Source organism: Amycolatopsis saalfeldensis (genome assembly GCF_900110575.1).
Taxonomy (GTDB): Bacteria; Actinomycetota; Actinomycetes; order Mycobacteriales; family Pseudonocardiaceae; genus Amycolatopsis; species Amycolatopsis saalfeldensis.
The window spans coordinates 171,831-191,642 of the sequence record NZ_FOEF01000011.1 but is presented as its reverse complement, the minus strand read 5'-3'; the positions used below and the strand labels follow the sequence as shown (position 1 = coordinate 191,642).

The 19,812-nt window shown below is 70.3% G+C and carries 23 protein-coding genes; 12 read left to right on the top strand and 11 right to left on the bottom strand.

Translation table 11 applies throughout. The features are described from left to right. Positions 1-180: 180 nt before the first annotated feature. The gene (locus BMY97_RS24695) at positions 181-1,194 is read left to right on the top strand and encodes a LacI family DNA-binding transcriptional regulator (protein ID WP_091620318.1); all 1,014 of its coding nucleotides are present in this window, start codon (positions 181-183) and stop codon (positions 1,192-1,194) included. Positions 1,195-1,681: 487 nt separating this feature from the next. Here BMY97_RS24695 and BMY97_RS24685 read toward each other — a convergent pair whose 3' ends face one another. After that, positions 1,682-2,104, bottom strand: a complete 423-nt coding sequence (locus BMY97_RS24685; protein WP_091620316.1) for a pyridoxamine 5'-phosphate oxidase family protein — start codon at positions 2,102-2,104, stop codon at positions 1,682-1,684. Positions 2,105-2,186: 82 nt separating this feature from the next. Between BMY97_RS24685 and BMY97_RS24680 the strand changes: the two genes are divergently transcribed. Next, complete coding sequence (locus BMY97_RS24680) at positions 2,187-3,113, top strand: AraC family transcriptional regulator (protein WP_091620314.1); 927 nt, start codon at positions 2,187-2,189, stop codon at positions 3,111-3,113. Positions 3,114-3,117: 4 nt separating this feature from the next. Here BMY97_RS24680 and BMY97_RS24675 read toward each other — a convergent pair whose 3' ends face one another. Next, entirely contained in the window at positions 3,118-3,603 is a 486-nt protein-coding gene (locus BMY97_RS24675; RefSeq protein ID WP_091620311.1) for a M15 family metallopeptidase, read from the bottom strand. Between the two features lie 86 nt (positions 3,604-3,689). On the opposite strand from BMY97_RS24675, the gene BMY97_RS24670 reads away from it, so the two are divergent. Together BMY97_RS24670 and BMY97_RS24665 are read left to right on the top strand one after the other, a co-directional pair. Beyond that, on the top strand, positions 3,690-4,367 hold the full coding sequence (locus tag BMY97_RS24670) for a response regulator transcription factor (protein ID WP_091620308.1): 678 nt from the start codon (positions 3,690-3,692) through the stop codon (positions 4,365-4,367). Beyond that, positions 4,360-5,454, top strand: a complete 1,095-nt coding sequence (locus BMY97_RS24665; RefSeq protein WP_091620305.1) for a sensor histidine kinase — start codon at positions 4,360-4,362, stop codon at positions 5,452-5,454. Before BMY97_RS24670 ends, BMY97_RS24665 begins: the two co-directional genes overlap by 8 nt. Here BMY97_RS24665 and vanX read toward each other — a convergent pair. The 4 genes from vanX to BMY97_RS48545 form a co-directional block, all read right to left on the bottom strand. Beyond that, positions 5,423-6,055 (bottom strand): D-Ala-D-Ala dipeptidase VanX, encoded by a 633-nt coding sequence (gene vanX, locus BMY97_RS24660; RefSeq protein WP_091620302.1) that lies wholly within the window; start codon positions 6,053-6,055, stop codon positions 5,423-5,425. The genes BMY97_RS24665 and vanX overlap by 32 nt on opposite strands. Further along, positions 6,052-7,092, bottom strand: a complete 1,041-nt coding sequence (gene vanA, locus BMY97_RS24655; RefSeq protein ID WP_091620300.1) for a D-alanine--(R)-lactate ligase — start codon at positions 7,090-7,092, stop codon at positions 6,052-6,054. Before vanA ends, vanX begins: the two co-directional genes overlap by 4 nt. Then, a complete protein-coding gene (locus BMY97_RS24650; RefSeq protein WP_091620297.1) occupies positions 7,089-8,099 on the bottom strand; it encodes a D-isomer specific 2-hydroxyacid dehydrogenase family protein in 1,011 nt (336 codons plus the stop codon). Before BMY97_RS24650 ends, vanA begins: the two co-directional genes overlap by 4 nt. A gap of 70 nt (positions 8,100-8,169) precedes the next feature. Then, positions 8,170-8,436 (bottom strand): hypothetical protein, encoded by a 267-nt coding sequence (locus tag BMY97_RS48545; RefSeq protein ID WP_245787474.1) that lies wholly within the window; start codon positions 8,434-8,436, stop codon positions 8,170-8,172. A gap of 391 nt (positions 8,437-8,827) precedes the next feature. Here BMY97_RS48545 and BMY97_RS24640 point away from each other — a divergent pair, with 391 nt between their 5' ends. Beyond that, on the top strand, positions 8,828-10,873 hold the full coding sequence (locus BMY97_RS24640; protein ID WP_218156858.1) for a fibronectin type III domain-containing protein: 2,046 nt from the start codon (positions 8,828-8,830) through the stop codon (positions 10,871-10,873). A 48-nt stretch (positions 10,874-10,921) separates the two neighbouring features. Here the strand turns inward: BMY97_RS24640 and BMY97_RS24635 are convergent, their stop codons facing one another. Both BMY97_RS24635 and BMY97_RS24630 read right to left on the bottom strand, forming a co-directional pair. Then, the gene (locus tag BMY97_RS24635; RefSeq protein ID WP_091620292.1) at positions 10,922-11,506 is read right to left on the bottom strand and encodes a snapalysin family zinc-dependent metalloprotease; all 585 of its coding nucleotides are present in this window, start codon (positions 11,504-11,506) and stop codon (positions 10,922-10,924) included. 159 nt (positions 11,507-11,665) lie between these two features. Beyond that, positions 11,666-12,157 (bottom strand): winged helix-turn-helix transcriptional regulator, encoded by a 492-nt coding sequence (locus BMY97_RS24630; protein WP_091620289.1) that lies wholly within the window; start codon positions 12,155-12,157, stop codon positions 11,666-11,668. A 96-nt stretch (positions 12,158-12,253) separates the two neighbouring features. On the opposite strand from BMY97_RS24630, the gene BMY97_RS24625 reads away from it, so the two are divergent. The 6 genes from BMY97_RS24625 (at position 12,254) to BMY97_RS24600 (ending at position 16,782) form a co-directional block, all read left to right on the top strand. Next, positions 12,254-12,958, top strand: a complete 705-nt coding sequence (locus BMY97_RS24625) for an SDR family oxidoreductase (RefSeq protein ID WP_091620286.1) — start codon at positions 12,254-12,256, stop codon at positions 12,956-12,958. Between the two features lie 63 nt (positions 12,959-13,021). After that, a complete protein-coding gene (locus BMY97_RS24620) occupies positions 13,022-13,648 on the top strand; it encodes a TetR/AcrR family transcriptional regulator (protein ID WP_245787473.1) in 627 nt (208 codons plus the stop codon). A 150-nt stretch (positions 13,649-13,798) separates the two neighbouring features. After that, positions 13,799-15,010 (top strand): cytochrome P450, encoded by a 1,212-nt coding sequence (locus BMY97_RS24615; RefSeq protein WP_091620283.1) that lies wholly within the window; start codon positions 13,799-13,801, stop codon positions 15,008-15,010. Positions 15,011-15,029: 19 nt separating this feature from the next. Then, positions 15,030-15,224, top strand: a complete 195-nt coding sequence (locus BMY97_RS24610; protein ID WP_091620281.1) for a ferredoxin — start codon at positions 15,030-15,032, stop codon at positions 15,222-15,224. 201 nt (positions 15,225-15,425) lie between these two features. Continuing rightward, complete coding sequence (locus BMY97_RS24605) at positions 15,426-15,929, top strand: hypothetical protein (RefSeq protein ID WP_143086278.1); 504 nt, start codon at positions 15,426-15,428, stop codon at positions 15,927-15,929. A gap of 52 nt (positions 15,930-15,981) precedes the next feature. After that, positions 15,982-16,782 carry a TetR/AcrR family transcriptional regulator gene (locus BMY97_RS24600; protein ID WP_091620275.1) on the top strand — a complete coding sequence of 267 codons (801 nt, stop codon included), beginning with the start codon at positions 15,982-15,984 and terminating at the stop codon, positions 16,780-16,782. Here BMY97_RS24600 and BMY97_RS24595 read toward each other — a convergent pair. Both BMY97_RS24595 and BMY97_RS24590 read right to left on the bottom strand, forming a co-directional pair. Next, positions 16,761-17,435: an MSMEG_1061 family FMN-dependent PPOX-type flavoprotein gene (locus BMY97_RS24595; RefSeq protein ID WP_091620272.1), complete on the bottom strand. Its 675-nt coding sequence runs from the start codon at positions 17,433-17,435 to the stop codon at positions 16,761-16,763. The two genes, BMY97_RS24600 and BMY97_RS24595, sit on opposite strands and share 22 nt — an antisense overlap. Beyond that, complete coding sequence (locus tag BMY97_RS24590; protein WP_091620268.1) at positions 17,428-18,354, bottom strand: PDR/VanB family oxidoreductase; 927 nt, start codon at positions 18,352-18,354, stop codon at positions 17,428-17,430. The genes BMY97_RS24595 and BMY97_RS24590 overlap by 8 nt, the downstream gene beginning before the upstream one ends. A gap of 82 nt (positions 18,355-18,436) precedes the next feature. Between BMY97_RS24590 and BMY97_RS24585 the strand changes: the two genes are divergently transcribed. Continuing rightward, complete coding sequence (locus tag BMY97_RS24585; protein WP_218156857.1) at positions 18,437-19,051, top strand: TetR/AcrR family transcriptional regulator; 615 nt, start codon at positions 18,437-18,439, stop codon at positions 19,049-19,051. Here the strand turns inward: BMY97_RS24585 and BMY97_RS24580 are convergent. Then, the gene (locus BMY97_RS24580; protein ID WP_091620266.1) at positions 19,026-19,784 is read right to left on the bottom strand and encodes a methyltransferase domain-containing protein; all 759 of its coding nucleotides are present in this window, start codon (positions 19,782-19,784) and stop codon (positions 19,026-19,028) included. The two genes, BMY97_RS24585 and BMY97_RS24580, sit on opposite strands and share 26 nt — an antisense overlap. Between the last annotated feature and the right edge of the window lie 28 nt (positions 19,785-19,812).

Genomic DNA, 19,812 nt, shown 5'->3' with positions numbered 1-19,812 from the left:
CACGGTGGACTCCTCGGGACAGCTACGACGATGACCCGCTCACCGGGTGATCGTCGTCACCGCGGGAGCCTGGTACCTTTTTTACATCGTTGGAACAACGTTGTAAACAGGCAAATAGTCGCTATGCTTCGTGGTCGCCGGGGTCATGGTCCCCGGCTCCCGAGCAGAGGGGAGTCGGCGTTGGCCGTGACGCTCAAGGACGTCGCCACACTCGCGGGAGTGTCGGTGAAGACCGTGTCCAACGTAGTCAACGGGTACGCGTTCGTGAAGCCCGACAACCGGCGCCGCGTCGAGGAGGCGCTGGCGGTCACGGGCTACCGGCCCAACGTCGGTGCCCGCAACCTGCGCCGCGGCCGCACCGGCTTCCTCGCGCTGATGGTGCCGGAGCTGAGCATCCCGTACTTCGGCGAGCTGGCCGGACTGGTGATCACGGCGGCGCAGCGGCGCGGCTGGAGCGTGCTGATCGAGCAGACGCAGGGCACCCGCGCGCGGGAACGGGCCACTTTGGACTCACTGGGCCCGCACCTGGTGGACGGCGCGCTGGTGCACCCGGAAGCGCTGGAGGCGGGCGATTTCCCGGACCTGGCCAACGGGATCCCGATGGTGATGCTCGGCGAGCACGCGGTGGACGTGCCGCTCGACCGGGTGGCGATCGACAACGTGGTGGCCGCGCGCACCGCCGTCTCGCACCTGCTTTCGCTGGGCCGCCGCCGGATCGCCGCGATCGGCGTCAACCCGGCCAGAGGCACCGCCTCGCTGCGGCTGGAGGGCTACCGGGCGGCGCTGGCCGACGCCGGACTGTCCGTTGTGGACTCTTTGCTCGCCCCGGCGGCGAAGTACCACCGCGCGGTCGGCGCTGCGGCGATGAAAGACCTGCTGGCGCTGAAGGAGCCGCCGGACGCGGTGTTCTGCTTCAACGACCTGCTGGCCGTCGGCGCCCTGCGCGCGGCCGCCGAACGCGGGCTGAGCGTGCCGGGGGACATCGCGATCGTCGGGTTCGACAACACCGAGGAAAGCGCGTTCAGCCTGCCCTCGCTGACCACGATCGCGCCCGACAAGGCGGCCATCGCGGAGGCGGCCATCGAGCTGGTCCACGGCAGGCTGACCACCGGCGCGGAGGGGGACCCGCGCGAGGTCCAGCCGCCGTTTTCCTTGGAGGTCAGGGAAAGCACGGTGGGTGTCCGAGCCGGCTGAGGTCAGCCCTACGTCAAGTGGCTTCGTGGAGGAGGTTGGTGAGCTCTCCGTGGAGGTCGGGGTTGCAGGGCTGGTGGTCGTGCCAGCAGCGCCAGAGGATTCTGGTCCAGGCCGGGGCGAGGATTTCGTGCGATGTGGGGGTGTCGGCAACCGCGGTCGCGGGCGCGGGGTGTCTTGTGCCCAGTCGATGAGTGCGGCGCGGAGATTGTTGTGCTGCGGGGCCGGGAACCTGGCTCGGCAGTCTCCGGTCTCGGCCGGCGGGATTGCCGCACGCACGATTCCTGCCCGGGGCAGGGACGGGAAGACGGGGCCGTCGGGATGGGCCGGCGGCGCTTCCTTGATCCAGCGGTCGCACACCCGCCTGTGGCGCAAAGCCCTCTGGCCGATCTGCACGTCCCGGGCCACCGGGCCCCGCAACTCTCAGCCAGGTCATCCGGAGTGCAGACAAACGCTTACGCCTGCCCGCCCCTGGCGTCCACCAGTGAGGTCAATACACGAAGCGGCGCACGGTTTCCGGGTGGATGACCAGGCGGACCTGTTCGCCGGCCAGGATCTCGGCGAGGTCGGCGGCGCGCGCCGGGTCGTCGAGGTCCCAGTAGCGGGCGGCGAGGCGGGCGGCCAGATCGTGGGCGCCGCCGGGTTCCACCGTGGTGCGGCCGGCGACCGAAACCCAGCGCTCGCGTTCGTCCACCTGAGCGGAGACGACGATCGAGGCGCGCGGGTCGCGGGCCAGGCGTCGGACCTTGAGCGCGTCCGGCTCGGTGAACAGCTGGATCGTGCCTGCTTCGGTGGCCTCGAACCACACCGGGCGGGGCTGCGGCGGCAGTGGGCCGGCGGCCACGGTCAGGAACCCGTGCAGGGGGCGGCGCAGGAACTCGAGGTCTTCGGCGGTCAGCGCGTCGGTGCTCATGACCCCGATTCAACCCGGCCCGCTCGGACAATCCCATAGGCGAAAAGCCGGATCGCCTGTCCATTCGTCTAACCTCGCCGGGGTGGACGTGTTCAGTGACCTGATCCGCGGGGTGCGGGCGCACGGCTCGTTGTTCGGCAGCTCGACGCTGTCGCCGCCGTGGGCGCTGCACTTCGTGGACGGCGCGCCGCTGACCCTGTGCACCGTCGTCACCGGCGCGGGCTGGATCGTGCCGGAGCGCGGGCGGCCCGAGCCGCTTCGGGCCCGCGAGACGATCATCGTGCGCGGCCCGTCGACGTTCAGCTTCGTCGACGAGATCGGCACCGGGGCCGAACCGGTCGCGTGTGGAGAGTTCTGCGCGACCCCCGAGCAGGGCGGCACCCGGCACCGGCTCGGCTGGGCCGATCCGGTCGACGGTGGCGCGACGACGTTGATCGTCGGCGCGTACCCGGTGCGCGGCGAGATCAGCCGCCGTCTGCTGGACGCGCTGCCCGTGCTGCTGCGCGCGGACGACGGGGGCACCGCGGACGCCGTGCTGGACCACCTCGCCGCCGAGGCCGCCGCCGACACCCCGGGCCAGCAGGTGGTGCTCGACCGGCTGCTGGACTGGATGCTGGTCTGCACCCTGCGCGAATGGTTCGACCGCCCCGGCGGCGAACCCCCGGCCTGGTGGGCCGCCCAGCGCGACCCGGTGGTTGGCGACGCGCTGCGCCTGCTGCACGCCGACCCGTCCGCCCCGTGGACGGTCGCCGCGCTGGCCGTCCGCACCGGGGTTTCGCGTTCGACACTGGCCAAACGGTTCGCCGACCTGATGGGCGAACCGCCGCTGACCTACCTCACCCGCTGGCGCATGACGCTCGCGGCGGACCTGCTGGCCGACCGGTCGGGCACCGTCGCGGATGTCGCCCGCACCGTGGGCTACTCCGACGCGTTCGGGTTCAGCGCGGCGTTCAAACGGGTCCGGGGCGTGAATCCCAGCGAGTTCCGCCGCACGGCCGGTTCGCGGTAACGGCTCATCGCCGCATCCTCGGGTCTTCGGTCGGGTCCGCGTACATCGGCGGGCAGCCGTGTTCGACCGCTTCCGGTCGCAGCTCGTAGTGCCACGGTTCGTTCCGGTAGATCTGGCACAGCCCGTACGCCGCGCCGTGCTCGGACAGCCACGGGGTGGCGGCCGGGGGACCGAGGTCGACGGCCTGGCCGGCCACGTGGGCGGAGGTGTCCGGGGTGGCCACCCAGCGGGAGGCTTCGGCCTCGGAGCCGTAGGTCGAGATCGCCTCGGTGAACAACCAGTCCTGGTATTCCGGGGAGCGCCAGCCGCCGTTGACGCGGATCTCGACGCCGTCGGCCGCGGCGGCGGTGGCGGCGCGGCGGAGGGCAGCGAGCAGCGCGGGGTCGAGGTTGGCCACGGCCGCGGCTTCGTCGTCGAAGGGCGAAACGGGCTTGGGGACGGCGCCGTGGGACCGCGGCGGCCGGGTTCGTGCTGGTTGGAGGTCGGTCATGCCGCCAGTGAAGGCGGCGCGGTGTTGCCGGCGCGTAGCCGGTTTTGGATATGCCGCCGATATGCGCGGGCTCGTAGCATCGGAGCATGCGTGTGCTGGTGGTCGAGGACGAGCCCTACCTGGCAGACGCCATCCGCGACGGGTTGCGGCTGGAGGCGATCGCCGCCGACGTGGCCGGCGACGGGCACGCCGCGCAGGAGCTGCTGAGTGTCAACGCCTACGACATCGCCGTCCTCGACCGCGACATCCCCGGGCCGTCCGGCGACGAGATCGCCCGCGGCATCGTCGCGTCCGGCAGCGGCCTGCCGATCATCATGCTCACCGCCGCCGACCGGCTCGACGACAAGGCCTCCGGCTTCGAACTCGGCGCCGACGACTACCTCACCAAGCCGTTCGAACTCCGGGAACTCGTGCTGCGGCTCAGGGCGCTCGACCGCAGGCGCGGCCACACCCGGCCGCCCGTGCTGGAGATCGCCGGACTGCGGCTGGACCCGTTCCGCCGCGAGGTCTACCGCGACGGCCGTTACGTCGCGCTCACCCGCAAGCAGTTCGCGGTGCTCGAAGTCCTCGTCGCGGACGAAGGCGGGGTCGTCAGCGCCGAAGAGCTGCTGGAACGGGCTTGGGACGAGAACGCGGACCCGTTCACCAACGCCGTGCGCATCACGGTTTCGGCGCTGCGCAAACGGCTCGGCGAGCCCTGGCTCATCGCGACGGTGCCCGGCGTCGGCTACCGCATCGACATCGGAGGCGGAGACCATGGATAGGCGTTCCGGTTTGAGCGTGCGCCTCAAACTCACCCTCAGCTACGCCGGATTCCTGATGATCGCCGGGTTCGTGCTGCTGACCGCCGTGTGGGTGTTCCTGCTGCGAGGTTTTCCCGCCAGCGTGTTCGTGCCCAACTTCGGCAACCTGCTGCGCGCCTTCGACCCGCACAACTTCGGCCCGGCCGTCTTCGTACAGGCGGCCGCCGTCGTCCTGCTGTTCCTGCTGGTCTTCGGCCTGGTCGGCGGCTGGATCCTGGCCGGGCGCATGCTCAAGCCGCTGACCCGCATCGCCGACGCCGCCCGGCTGGCCGCGGACGGCTCGCTGTCCCACCGGATCCGGCTGCCGGGCCGCCAGGACGAGTTCCGCGAACTCGCCGACGCCTTCGACGCCATGCTCGAACGCCTCGAAGCGCACGTCGTCGAGCAGCGGCGGTTCGCGGCCAACGCCTCGCACGAGCTGCGCACCCCGCTCGCGATCTCGCAGGCCATGCTCGAGGTCGCCCGCAGCGATCCCGGCCACGACTCCGGTGAGCTGGTCGACCGCCTGCACGCCGTCAACGCCCGGGCGATCGAGCTGACCGAAGCGCTGCTCCTGCTCGGCCGCTCCGATCAGCGATCCTTCACGCGCGAACCCGTCGACCTGTCGCTCGTCGCGGAAGAAGCGGCCGAAACGCTCTTCCCGTTCGCGGAGAAGCACGGCGTCACCGTCGAGACTTCCGGCGATCTCGCCCTCACCGAAGGCTCGCCCGCCCTGCTGCTCCAGCTGACGACGAACCTCCTGCACAACGCCATCGTCCACAATCTCCCCGAGCACGGCAGCGTGCGGATCGAAACCGCGGCGCGCTCCGGGTTCGTCCTGCTGACCGTCGAGAACACCGGCGACCGGCTCAGCCCCCAGCAGGTCTGGACCCTCACCGAGCCGTTCCGGCGCGGCACCGACCGCGTCCGCGGTGAGCACCCGGGAGTCGGCCTCGGCCTGGCCATCGTCCGGAGCATCACCCGCGCCCACGACGGGATCTTCGGCCTCGCCCCGCTGGCGGCCGGCGGCCTTCGCGTCACGGTGCAGCTGCCCGCCCGGCCACGGTGATGGGGAAGTCGAAGTAGGTGTCCGGGTACGGCTCGTCCTCGAGCGTGTAATGCCACCACTCGTTCTCGTACGCGGCGAAACCGCAGGCCTCCATGATGGACCGGAGGTGGTGCCGGTTCCCGGTTTCGGCCTCCGCGAGGCCCGGCGCGCCGTGGTGGGAGACCGAATCCATCAGGTCGTGGTCGCCGCCCATGGCCGCGAGCTCGCCGGAGCCCAGGTGATAAAGCGTCAGGTCGACCGTGCTGCCCCGGCTGTGCCCCGACCTGACCGCCACGTAGCCCAGCTCGAACATGTCGGCCCGGTTGATGTTGGGGTAATGGCGCGGTTTCGTCCGGCCGTCCTCGGGTTCCTTCGACCAGCGCACGAACCGGTCCACGGCGCGTTGCGGCCGGTAGCCGTCCCACAGGAGCAAGCCGAAGCCGAGCGAGGCGGCCTTCTCGTGCGCGCTTTCCAAGGCCGCGCACAAGGCCGTTGTGCCGAGGATGCGATTGGCCAGGTATCCGTCCACGGGTTTGCCGGTGAAATTGTCCCAGGTGGCGTATTTGGCGTCCCAGCGAATTCCGGGAGCCACCTCGTCGACGAAGCGGAAGCCGGTTTTCACTGGACCTTCCCCGTCAACGCCAGTGACACGGCCCGGTCGAGCACGTCGGCGAACGAGAACCCGGCGGCCGCCATCATCCTCGGGTAACGGCTGTAGCGGGTCAGGCCGGGAAAAGTGTTGACCTCGTTGAGAAGCACGGTGCCGTCTTCTTTCAGGAACATGTCCACCCGGGCCAGCCCGCGGCAGCCCAGCGCGCGGTAGATCTTCTTCGCCGTCTCCTGCACCCGCACGCGCGTCTCCGCCGGGATGGCGGCGGGCACGGTCACCGTCGAGTTCTCGGAGCCGCTTTCCGGGTCGATTTCCTGGTGGATCCGGAAAAACCCGTGCGAAAGCGTGATCTGGTCCACTTCGCCGACGATCAGGTCCAGCTCGTTCCCCAGCACCGCGCACCCGACCTCGCTGCCGACAACAGCGTCTTCGACCAGCACCTTCGAGTCGTACTTCCGCGCGGCTGCCACCGCGCTCGCCAGCTCTTCGGCGCCGGACACCTTGCTGACGCCGAACGAGGACCCCGACCGGGCCGGCTTCACGAACACGGGATAGTCCAGGCGGTCGGCGTCCGGCGTCTCGTCCGCCGCGACCACCCGGCAGACCGGCGTCGCGATCCCCGCGTTCGCGACGACGGTGTAGGCCAGGGATTTGTCGATGCACAGCGCGGAACTGGGCACGTCGCAGCCGACGTACGGGAGGCCGGACAGCTCCAGCAACCCCTGCATCGCACCGTCTTCTCCGTGCCGGCCATGCAGAACGGGCAGCACGACGTCCAGTTCGATCACCTCGCGGCGGCCTTCCGCCAGCACGTGCAGCCCGGGTGCGCTCCGATCCGGCGACAACGTGACGGGACGGTGCTCGCCCGTTTCCCAGCCCTCGCCGGGGCCGGCGCACAGCCGCCAAGCGCCGTCCTGGGTGATCCCGATCCAGAACGGCTCGTACTTCCCGGCGTCGAGATTCCTGGCCACCTCCTGCGCGGACTTGACCGACACCGGGTGTTCTTCGGACGTGCCCCCGAAGATGATTCCGATCTTCACCTTGTTCATGCCTTGTCCCCGCTTTCGAATTTCAGGCAATTGATCAGGCTGTTCTCGACGATGTCGCGCAGCGCGTGGTCCGTGTAATAGGCGGTGTGCGGGCTGATCAGCACGTTGGACATTCGCTGCAATCGCGCCAGCGTCTCGTTTTTGCCGATCTTGCCCCGGCAATCGGCGTAGAAGTCGCCTTCCTCGCCTTCGAGGACGTCCAACGCCGCGCCGCCCAGCCGGCCGCTTTCCAGCGCGGCGAGCAGTGCCCCGGTTTCGATCAGCGCGCCCCGCCCGGTGTTGACGACCACCGCGCCGTCCTTCAGCTGCGCGATGCGCGACCGGTCCAGCAGATGGTGGGTGCGCTCGTCGAGCGGCGTGTGCAGCGTGACAATGTCGCTCAACTGCAACAATTCGTCGAGTGGCACGTAGTCGGCCGAACTCCGCGGACGCCGGTCGTAGGCCAGCACGCCGCACCCGAACCCCCGCAGCCGGTCGATCACCGCCGCGCCGATCCGGCCCGTCCCGATCACCCCGACGGTCAGGTCGCGCAGTTCTTTCCCCCGTGCCGCGGCCAGCCGGTAGTCGTGCAGTTCGGCGCGCCGGAGGGTGGCTTTGGTGTTTCGCACCGACATCAACATGAGCAGCACCGTGTAATCGGCCACGCTGTCCGGGGAATACGCGACGCCTTCAACGGATATGCCGACGCTGCGCGCGTATTCCCCGTCGATGTGGTCGTAGCCGACACTCCGCGTCGAGACGTACCGCACGCCGGCCCGGCTGAGTGCGAGCAGCGCGGAATTCGCGATCCGCGTTTTATGCCCGACGCTGACGCATCGGTTGCCGGCGACCAGGTCGACGTTGGCCTTCCCCAGCGTCTCCGCCGTGATCACCAGCGGCACCCCCCAGCGTGCCGCCACTTCCCGGAACAACGCGGCCTCGTCCGCCTCGCAGCCGTACACCGTGACCCCGGCCGCCGGCACTCGCGCGGCGGACGCCCCCGCTCGCACCGCTTCGCTGTACCTCATGCCCGGCAGTCAACGCAGCCTCACGTTGCCGGCGCGTATCCAGTTTCCGATACGCCCGCGATATGTTCCTTCAGCGTTTCGGCCAGTGCCAGGAAGGTCGGTCCAGCCGGCCCGGCCACCGACATCGAGGATCGTCTGCAGCGTCGTAGCAGCGCCACGAACGGATCCGCTCACGCAGCATCAGCAGCTCCGGCGCGGCCCGCGGATCGGCGAACTCGCTCAGCATGCTGCCGGTCAGCCCGATCCGGTGGCTTTCGCCGGACCAGGCGCCGGTCCCGTCACGGGTGCGGACCACCGGGCCCGCCCGGTCGGCGAGCAGCGCGGCGGGCCGCTCCACCGGCACTCGCGCTTGAACTCCGGGTCGAGGTCGAACAGGCTGTCCAACGGAGTCGGCATGCCCAGGTCCACACAGCCTGGCCCACTGACTCGGGGCGGCCCCCAGCGTCGAGGGCAGCCCGCCTTCCCGCGCGAGCGCGGCGACCGCCCCGTTTCGCGCGGCATCGGCCAGCACCGGCTCGACGTTGGCGGGACCCGCCGACGAGATCGGATTCGTCGGAGGCCGATAACGATCGTGACTACCTTCGCGGCCGGCGCATACCGCTTCACCTCGGCATCTCACCGTCGGTCGCGGGAAATAATTCTGTCCGTGTTCGCGGCCGGTGGACTCGGCGGGCGATTCATCGGATCTTTGTGCACGACGTAGTCCGAGGCGCAAAGGAGCGGCCATGGTGACCAGGCCAAGATCGGGCAGAGCCGGGAGGCGGACGTTCGGCGTCCTCGCCGCCTCGGCGCTGATGCTGCCGGTGATGCTGTCCGCGAGCCAGGTCCCGGCCGCCTCGGCGGACCCCGCCCCAGTCCCGGCCGCCCCGGCGCAGCCGGCCCAGAAGCCGTACATGGGTTGGAGCAGCTGGAGTCTCGAGTCCACCAAGCACCCGGACGTCAGCCCGTCCGGGGAAGCGTGGCTGACCGAGAAGAACGTGGTGCAGCAGGCCGACATCCTGGCCGCGAAGTTCAAGCAGCACGGCTACGACCACGTGAACCTCGACGCGGGCTGGCTCGGCTCCTTCGACCAGTACGCCCGCCCGGTCGTCGACGCCGCGAAGTTCCCGCACGGCATGAAGTACATCGCCGACTACGTGCACGGGAAGGGCCTGAAACTCGGCTCGTACCTCGCGGTCGGCCTCGACATCAAGGCCTATAACGGCGGCAACTCCCCGATCTTCGGCACCACCGCCTGCCACACCCGCGACCTCGTCTACCCCGACCTGCGCCAGACCAGCGGCTGGGACGACCAGTCGTACCAGATCAACTTCGCCACCCCGTGCGCCCAGGCCTACATCCAGTCCGAGGCGGACCTGCTCGCGAGCTGGGGCGTGGACTTCCTGAAGCTGGACGGCGTCGGCCCCGGCTCGTTCCGCGGCGGCGCGCAGTACGACAACACCGCGGACGTGCAAGCGTGGTCCGCGGCGCTGAAGAAGACCGGACGGCCGATCGAGTTCATCCTGTCCTGGTCGCTGAGCCACCAGCGGATGGACGTGTGGAAGCCGAACGCCGACGGCTGGCGCATCGACACCGACGTCGAGTGCTACTGCGACACCCTGGTCACCTGGAACAACTCGGTGAAGGGCCGGTGGAACGACGTCGTCCAGTACATACCCGACGCCGGCCCCGGCAACTGGAACAACCTCGACTCCCTCGACGTCGGCAGCGGCAAGATGGACGGCATCACCGAGGCCGAGCGCCAGAGCTACATGACGTTGTGGGCCATCGAATCCGCGCCGCTGTACCTGGGTGACGACCTGACCCGGCTCGACGACTACGGCGTCAAACTGCTCACCAACGACGAGGTCATCGCCGTCGACCAGGCCGGGGTGCCGGCCAAGCCGGTGAGCCAGACGAGCGACCAGCAGGTCTGGTACGCCCGCAACGCCGACGGCAGCTACACCGTGGCGCTGTTCAACCTCGGTTCGGCGCCGGCGAAGGTGACCGCGGACTTCGGCGACTTCGGGCTCACCGGCACGGCGAGGGCGCGTGACCTGTGGAGCCACCAGGAATTGGGGCCGCAGAACGGTTCCTTCAGCGCCACCCTGCCGGTGCACGGCTCGAAGCTGCTGCGTCTCACACCGGTGAACCCGACGCAGATCCCGGCGCCCGGCGTCGTCCACGGCACCGCTTCGACGCCGTCCAGCATCTCGCTGGACTGGGACGGTTCGGGGAGCCGGGCCACGGGTTACGACGTGTTCTCCGGCGGCCGGAAGGTCGCCTCGACCGCCGGCACGAGCGTCACGGTGAACGGCCTCAAACCGTCGACCTCGTACGGCTTCACGGTGGTGGCCCGTGACCGGTTCGGCCGCGGCTCGGCGCCGAGCGCAGCGGTGTCGTACGTGACGCCGGCGGCGGGCGGGCCGGTGGTCTACGAGGCGGAAGCGGGCAGCCCTGGCGGTGGCGCGAACGTCTCCGACTGCACCTGCTCCGGCGGCAAGAAGGTCGGAAACATCGGCGGCAGCGGACTGCTGACGGTGAACAACATCAAGGCGGACAAGGAAGGCACCTACCTGGTACGGCTGGGCTACGTCGACGGCGACACCAGCCGCTCGGCCGTGGTCACGGTGAACGGCAGCTCGTTCAAGCTGCCGGTGCCCGGCACGAACGACAGCGACTGGAGCACCGCCCGGACCATCACGGTGCCGGTGTACCTGATGGCCGGCAACAACCAGGTCATCTTCGGCAACCCCAGCGAAAGCTCGTTCGACGTCGACCAGATCACGGTGTAGCGCGTCGAAAAGGCGGGGCCGGCTCTAGCGAGCCGGCCCCGCTTCACGTCATCGTGTTCGGTGGGCCAGTACCGGCAGCTCCTCGTAGATGCGCTGCTGCGGCGCCGCCGTGTTGACGCGCAAACCGTTGGCCCACAGGGAGTTCACGCGTGAGCGCTCCTGCGAGTTCGGCAGCGCGTTGGTGCAGGACGGGCCGGGGCCGCCGCCCGACATCAGCTCCGAGCACGGGCCCGAGTAGTGGTCGGGCAGCCCGAGCACGTGGCCGGTCTCGTGCGCGGTGATGCGGGTGTTGTCGTACTGCTGCGCCTGGGCGTAGTCGATGAAGATGGTGCCGCTGCCGTGGCCGTCGGTCTGGGCGTAGGAGCCCCGCGGGTCGTTGCCCTCGGTGTAGCGCAGCGACGCGCCCGAAGACCGCTCGACCAGCTTCACGTTCGTCACGGAGTTGTTCCAGTTGGCCGCGCCCGCGTTGATGGCGGAGCGGAAGGTCGGGGCACCGGAGGTGCTGTAGTACACCGTGGTGACCGCGGCGGCCTGCTGGCCCGTGGCCGGTGCGGCGGTGGCCGTGCCGGAGATCAGCGGGGTGGCGGCGAAGGCCAGTGCGATCGCGCCGGACAGCAGAAACTTCCTCGACATCGGAAAGCTCCTCAGGGGATGTGGGAGATTTGCCTGATTTGCGCGCGCTGTGGCAAATCTAGGCAGTTTCCGCCCTTTTGTGACCCGACTTTCGTACCGTCCGGCAACTGGTGATTTACCAACACCTTCCCCGGGTTGACATGCTCACTCGTGCCTGGATCAGCCGACGGGCTCGGCCAGCGGCAGGTCGAAGTGGTGCAGCCAGGACTCGACCAGGCGCAGGCCGGACCGCTCGATCTCGGCGCCGCAGTGGTCGCAGGACTCGCCGGGGCGCGTCGAGTGCCCGCACGCCGTGTGCACCAGCCGCATCGGCTCCGAGGCGGCGGGCGACGAGGTGTGCGCGTCGCCCCACGCTGCGATCGCGTGCAGGATCGGCAGGGTGTCGGCGCCGGCCGGGGTGAGCCGGTATTCGGCGCGGGTCCGGCCGCCGTCGCGGTACGGCACGCGGGTGAACAGGCCGGTTTCGACCATCCGGGCCAGCCGTGCGGAGAGCACGTTGTCCGCGATCCCCAGATGCTCGCGGAACTGCTCGAATCGCGTGACGCCCGCGTGCGCGTCGCGCAGGAGCAGGAGCGTCCACGGCTCGCCGAGCACGTCGGCGCCGCGGGCGGTGGGGCAGGACGTGCCGGTCCAGTCGCTTCGACGACCCATCGGATTCTCCTTCCGCCAGCTGCCTTGCTTTAAGCAAGCTTACGTCGTACCGTCGGCGTTGGCTAGCTTGCTATTCGAAAGTCAGAGGAGTTCATCATGCAGATCAAGGGATCGGTCGCGCTGGTCACCGGAGCCAATCGCGGTCTGGGCCGCCGGTTCGCCGCGCAGCTGCTGGAACGGGGCGCCGCGAAGGTGTACGCCGCCGCGCGCAACGTGGAGTCCATCGACCTGCCGGGCGTCGTGCCGATCAAGCTCGACATCACCGACCCGGCGTCGGTGCGCGCCGCGGCCGAGCTGGCCGGCGACGTGACGCTGCTGGTCAACAACGCGGGCTCGTCCACCGGCGCTTCGTTCCTCGGCGGTTCGATCGAGGACGCCCGCCTCGAGATGGACACCCACTACTTCGGCACGCTGGTGATGGCGCGCGAGTTCGCGCCGGTGCTCGAGCGCAACGGCGGCGGCGCGATCCTGAACGTGCTGTCGGTCCTTTCGTGGTTCACCGCGCCGCACGTGGCCGCGTACTCCGCCGCGAAGGCCGCGGGGCTCCAGCTCACCAACGGCCTGCGCATCGAGCTCAAGGACCAGGGCACCCAGGTGACGGCCCTGCACGTCGGCTACATGGACACCGACATGGCCGCCCACGTCGACGGCCCGAAGGCCGATCCGGCCGAGGTCGCCGCCCAGGCACTGGACGCCGTCGAGAAGGGCGAGTTCGAGGTCGTCGCCGACGAGGTCAGCCGACGCGTGCGCGCCGGGCTGTCGGGCGGCATCGCCGGGCAGTACCCGCAGCTGGTGTCGTAACGGTTCGCCGCACCCGGCGGGCCTGGCCCGCGCCGTGGCCGGGCAAGCGGTAAGAATGGGGGCGTGTCGGAAGAGGTCGAGGTCAGCGCCCCGCGCACGCGCAACCGGTGGGGCGAGGGCGACCGGCTGCGCGGGGAAATCCTCGACGCGGCCAGCCGCCTGCTCTCCGAGCTCGGCGGCGAAGACGGCCTGACCATCCGCGGCGTCGCGCGCGCCGTCGGCATCGCCCCCGCGAGCATCTACCAGCACTTCACCGACCGTTCCGCGCTGGTCGAGGGACTGCTGGAGTACGAGTTCGCCCGGATGCGCGCCGCGATGGCGGCCGCCGAGGCGAGCGAGGACCCGGCCGACGCCGTCGGCCGGGTTCGCGCCTTGGTCCACGCCTACTGCCAGTTCGCCATGGACAACCCCGGCCACTACCGGCTGATGACGGCGAACGGCGCCACCCAGCCCGGGCCCGACGCGCGGCCGAGGCGCCCGCTGCTGGAGGTCGTCGACCTGCTTTCCGCCGGGTTCGCGCGCTGCGATGCCGCCGGGCACCCGCTGCGGGTGCCGGCCGACCGCGCCGGAGTGATCGCGTTCGTCGGCGCGCACGGCCGCGTCGCGCTGTTCCACAACTCGCCGCGGCGCGCCAGCGCGGACACGGTGCTGCCGTTCGTGGATGAGCTCGTCTCGCTGGTTTTTGCCTGAGCCAGGGCGTTTTCTCCGGTTTCACCCCACCTGTTCTCGGCCGTAATGGTGATCTACGCCGCGAGGGTGGCGAACTCTTCACCAGATTGCCTAACATGTGTTCAGTAAGTGTCCGAACAATCGTTTGGTGACTCTGTGTAGGAGGCATAAATGTCGGAGGCCCTGTCCGACGCGCCCGAGTTCCCGATGGCGCGAGGGCGCAGCCCGTTCGACCCGCCGCCGGAGCTCGACCGCCGGTTGCACGACGAACCGGTGTCCCGCGTGAAGATCTGGGACGGCAGCGAGCCGTGGCTGTTCACTCGCTACGAAGACGTCCGGGCGATGCTCGCCGACGCGCGGGTCAGCGCCGACTCCGAGCTGCCCGGCTATCCGGCGCAGTCGCCCGGCATCGCGGCGCGGCGCAAGCGGGCCAAGGCATTCATCAGCATGGACGATCCGGACCACGCTTCCCAGCGGCGCCTGCTGACCGGCGACTTCATGGTGAAGAAGGTGGAGCGGCTGCGGCCGCGGATCCAGAAGATCGTCGACGAGCTGATCGACGACATGCTGGCCGGCCCGAACCCCACGGACCTGGTGCAGGCCTTCGCGCTCCCGGTGCCGTCGCTGGTGATTTGCGAGCTGCTCGGCGTGCCGTATGCGGACCGCGCGTTTTTCCACCGGGTCAGCAAGGTCCTGATCGCCAAGAACTCGACGCCGGCGGAATCGCTGGCGGCGCTGGAGGAACTGCTCGCGTATCTCGGCGGGCTGGTCAAGCAGAAGCTGACCGACCCGGGGGACGACGTGCTGAGCCGGCTCGCGACGGAGCAGGTCGCGACCGGCGCGATGACCGTCGAGGACGTCGCGGCGATGGGGCAGCTGCTCCTCGTCGCGGGCCACGAGACCACGGCCAACATGATCACGCTCGGCACCGCGGCGCTGCTGGAGCACCCGGACCAGCTGGACCTCGTCCGCGACGGCGACCCCGCGCTCATCGCCAACGCCGTGGAGGAGCTGCTGCGCTACCTCACCATCGTCCACACGGGACGGCGGCGCGTGGCGCTGGAGGACATGGAGGTCGGCGGGCAGCCGGTCCGCAAGGGCGAGGGCCTGATCGCTGCCTCGGACATCGCGAACCGCGACGCGGGCGCGTTCCCGGAGCCGGACCAGCTCGACGTCACCCGCAAGGCCCGCCACCACGTGGCGTTCGGTTACGGCGTGCACCAGTGCCTCGGCCAGCCGCTGGCCCGGGTCGAGCTGCAAGTCGTGTACAGCACGCTGTACCGCCGGATTCCGACGCTGAAGCTCGACGCGCCGGTCGAGGACCTGAAGTTCAAGCACGACATGGTCGTCTACGGGGTGCACGAGCTCCCCGTGACCTGGTGATTCGTTCGGGAGGAAAGCCATGAAGGTGGTCATCGACCAGGACCGGTGCGTCGGGGCGGGACAGTGCGTCCTGGCCGCGCCGGAGGTGTTCGACCAGCGCGAGGAAGACGGCATCGTCGTGCTGCTGCAGGAGAATCCGCCCGAGGAACTGCACACGCAGGTCCGCGAGGCGGCCCAGATCTGCCCGGCGCTGGCCATCGAGCTGGCCGACTGAGCGGCAGCGGTTCCCGGTGGACGGGCGGCCACCACGGCCGTCCGTCCATTGTGGTTGGTGCCGGTCCGTTACCCCGGGCCGCGGATTCTCCCGGTGGGGTGACGCTCGTCCGGGGAATGTCGTGGCCGGGCCCGCGCTGGCTAGGGTGACTCGTCCTGTTACCCGGGGAAGGGAACTCCCGCCGTGTCGTTTCGTCGTTGTGTGACAGTGCTTTTCCTCGGGCCGGCGCTGCTGGCGGCCGCCACCGGGACGGCCGGGGCGTCCATCGCGCCGATGCCGCCGTCGCCCTCGCGCTGCGCCGCCGTCGGCCCGGTGACGGAGCAGCTGCGTTCCGATGTGGACACCATCGTCGACGAGATGGGCGCCAACCCGAACGCGACCGCCGCCCCGGCCTCGAAGGCGTTCCAGAAGGCCACCCTCTCGCTTCCGGCCGCTCCCGGCGCCACCTGCCCGGCGGACGCGGCCGCCGCGGGCGAGGTCGTCGGCTCGATCTTCGGTTACGTCGGCGCGGTCAACCGCTTCGCGCCCACCCAGACGCCGACCATCAGCCTGGTCGTGGATCCCAGCGTGAGCACCTTCGCCTCCGCCCTGCAGACCGCCGCCCCGGCCACCTTCACCAGCGTCACCGAGTCGGTCACCCCGGAGATGCGCGGCGAGCTGCTGCAGGGCAAGTACGTGCTGACGGCCGCCACGCTGGGCCTCTGAACGCGGGGCCCCTTATCGTGTGAGGAGCCGTTCGAGGGGTGAGGAGCCGTCCGTGGTCGTGTTCGCCGGGCAGGGTGACGCTCGCCGTTCGATGGAGCTGTTGTGGCGCACGGGTGCCGCGGCCAAGACGGCGCCCGGGCCGAAGCCGGGGCTGAGCGTTGCCCTCATCGTGTCCGCCGCCATCGATATCGCCGACGCAGACGGCATGGCCGCGCTGTCCATGCGCGCGGTCGGTGATCGGCTGGGGCGCACCGCGATGGCGCTGTACACGTACGTGCCCGGCAAAAGCGAGCTGATCGACCTGATGTACGACCACGTGCTCGGCGAGCTGCGCGAGGACCACGACCTGTCGTCCGGCTGGCGGCCCGCCGTGCTCGAGCTGGCGCGCGAGCTGGGGGAGTTCCACCTGCGGCACCCGTGGCTCCTGCAGGTTTCGTACGCGCGGCCGGTGCTGGGGCCGGGGGAGTTCCGGATGCAGCAGCTCGTGCTGCGGGTGCTGCTGGCGACGGGGCTGCCGGTCGCCCGGGTGCGCTGGATCGTCGGCGCGCTGCTCAACGTCGTGCGCGGCTCGGTCCAGGTCGCCGCCGAATCCCGCCAGGCCGCGCGTGAGACCGGCTTGTCGGAAGAGGATTGGTGGTACTCGCGCTCGGCGCTGCTGGGCGAGCTGGTCCCGGACTTCGCCGAGCGGTACCCGCTGGTCGCGCGCCTCGGCGAGGGCCAGACCCCGTCACCCGCCCCGTCCGACACCCGGTCCTATCTGGAACGCGAGGCCTGGCTCAGCCTCGACGCCGGCGTGGAACTCCTGCTGGACGGCATCGAGACGGCCATCGATCAGACCAGGTTGGCGCGGTAGTCCGCCTCCGCGATCTCCCGGATGGAGCCCACCGAGCCGCCGAGCGCGTCGGCCATCTTGGCGGCTTCCTGGGCGATCATCAGGTTGTAGAAGCCGCCGCCGAGGGTGAGGGCTTCGGTGAGGTTGCGGTCGTCGCCTTCCCAGAGGTGGGCGCGGATCAGCGCCTTGCCGCACTGGGTGAAGGCCTCCTCGACGCGCACGACGGTGGCCAGCAGCGCCGGTTTGCCGCCGGCGCTCAGCTGCCGCAGCAGGGCAGGGTCGTCGGAAACAGTGGCGCGGCCGTTGACCCGCAGGGTTTCCCGCATGCCCGGCACGAAGAACAGCAGCGCGACGGCCGGGTTGCGCAGGATGTTCTCGAACGAGTCCGCCAGCCGGTTGCCCGGCCGCTCGGGCAGGGCGAGCGTCCACGGGTCCAGCACCTTCACCGAGCCCGGCGGGTCGCCCTTCGGGCTGATGTCCAAATTGGACTCCGCGTCGGTGGTGGCGAGGCAGAAGAACGTGCTGTGCGCGATGAACCGCACCAGGAACTCACCCAGGGCCAGTGACTTTTTTTCGGCGATGAACCGCATCGGCTCGCCGATGATCTCCCGCAGCCGGGCGTGGTCGATGCCCGCGTAGTCGTCGGCGGCGGTGTGGGCGGGGATCTCAGACATCAAGCACCAGCTTGCTCGTCAGCGCGCGGGAAACGCACGGGAACAGCACGTCGCCGCGGGCCTGCTCGTCTTCGGACAGGATGTCGTCGCGGTGGTCGGGAACGCCTTCGAGCACCTTCGTCCGGCAGGTCCCGCACACGCCTTCGCGGCACGAGCCCTCGACCGGCAGCCCGGCGTCTTCCAGCGCGCGCAGGACACTCCGGTCGGCGGGCACCTGCACCGTCCGCGCGGATCGCGCGCACACGACCTCGACCGGGGTGTCGGGCCGGGGCGGGCGGGGCCGCGGTTTGAACCGCTCCAGGTGCAGCGAGCCGGCCGGCCAGTGCGCCGCCCCCTTTTCGACGGCTTCGAGCAGCGGCTCCGGACCGCACACGTAGACCGCGCCGCGCGGTTTCTCCAGCAGCTCGGTCAACGGCAGCCGCCCGGTCCGGTCTGAAGCGTGGAAACCGAAGGGGCCCAAGGCTTCCAGCTCCGCGCGGAAGGCCATCGAGTCCGCCGTGTGCCCGCCGTACGCCAACTGCCACGGCACTCCCCACTCAGCGGCCTGGCGCGCCATCGGCAGGATCGGCGTGATCCCGATGCCGCCCGCGATGAACAGGTACTCCCCGGCGCGGGTAAACCTGAAGTTGTCACGCGGGCCCCGGATCCGCACCGTCTGGCCAGGCCGCAGGAACGCGTGCACGTATTCCGAACCGCCGCGGCTGCGCGGATCGCGCCGCACGCCGATGCGGTAGCTCGACCGGTCTTCCGGCGAGCCGCACAGGGAGTACTGCCGGCTGATCCCGTTCGGCAGCACGAGTTCGACGTGCGCGCCGGGCTGCCACGCGGGCATCGCCCCGCCGTCCTCGCGGGTCAGCTCGACGGACACCACGCCGGCCGCTTCCCAGCGCAGCTGCCGGACGATCACCGGGAGTTCCATACGCACCTCCTTGGTCACTGACCAATCTAGGTCACTGACCAAGGGGCTGGCAAGGTGGCCCCGACCACCTACGATCAGCCGGGTGACCACCTCCGCGGCCTCGGACCGCCAGACCGACATCGTGCGGGTGGCGCTCGACGTGCTCGAAGAGTCCGGGCTGGAGGCCACGAGCCTGCGCGCGGTCGCGGGCAAGCTGGGCGTGCGGATGAACACCGTGCTGTGGCACGTGAAAACGAAAGCGCGGCTGCGCGAGCTGATGGCCGACACGATCTTGGACGGCATCGTCCTCGACGGCCTCCCCGAGGATCCCCGCGCGCGCGTGGTCGAGCTGGCCCACCGTTACCGCGCGGCGTTGCTGGCCCACCGCGACGGCGGGCGGGTGGTCGCGGGCACGTTCACCGCCGGGCCGGGCACGCTCGGCACCGCGAACGCGTTGATCGGCGCGCTGACCGGGCTCGGCCTCGACGACCGCCAGGCCGACTGGACCTGCTGGACGATCGTCTACTTCGCGATCGGACTGGTCGTGGAGGAGCAGGGCAGCGCGGAGACGCCCAAGCTGCACCTGGCCTCGCCGTCGACGCTGGAGCCGTACCCGCATCTGCGGCGGGTGCTGCTGAGCGAGGCCAACGACCGGTTCGACGACCGGTTCGCCTTCGGCCTCGACCTGATCCTCACGTCCGCTTCCGCGCCTCGATGAGGAATCGGGTGGTGGTGGCGGTGAACGGCCCTTCGCGCAACCGCTCGTGCAGCTCGCGCAGCCGGGGCCGGTAAGCCTCGACGGTGAAGCCCGGCACCATCCAGATCACCTTGCGCAGGAAGTAGATCACCGCGCCGATGTCGAAGAATTCGGTGCGCAGCCGTTCGAACCGCAGGTCGACGACCTCGAGCCCGGCGCGCTCGGCGGCCGCCCGGGCGTCTTCGGGATGACGGCCCCGGCGCACCTCTGGCGGTTGGGGACCGAGGAAGTACTCGACCAGCTCGAACACACTGGCCGGGCCGACCTGCTGGGACAGGTAGGTCCCGCCCGGGCGCAGGACCCGCGCGATCTCGTCCCACCACACCGTCACCGGATGACGGCTGACCACCAGCTCGAACGCGCCGGCCCGGAACGGCAGCGGCGGCTCGTCGGTGTCCGCGACGACCACCCCGCCGCGCGGCTCCAGCAGCGCGGCGGCCTTCGCGAGGTTCGGCGGCCACGATTCGGTCGCGACGGTCAGCGGCGGCAGCACCGGCACCCCGGCCAGCACCTCGCCGCCGCCGGTCTGAATGTCCAAAGCGGACTCGACGCGCGCGAGCCGTTCGCCGATCTGCCTTTGGTAGCCCCACGACGGCCGTTGCTCGGTGGCCCGCCCGTCGAGCCAGGAGAAGTCCCAGCCCGCCACGGAAACGGCCTCGGCCTCGGTCACCAGCTCCTCGAACGTGCGTGTCATGGGTTGATCGTCACAGCGGGAGCCGGCC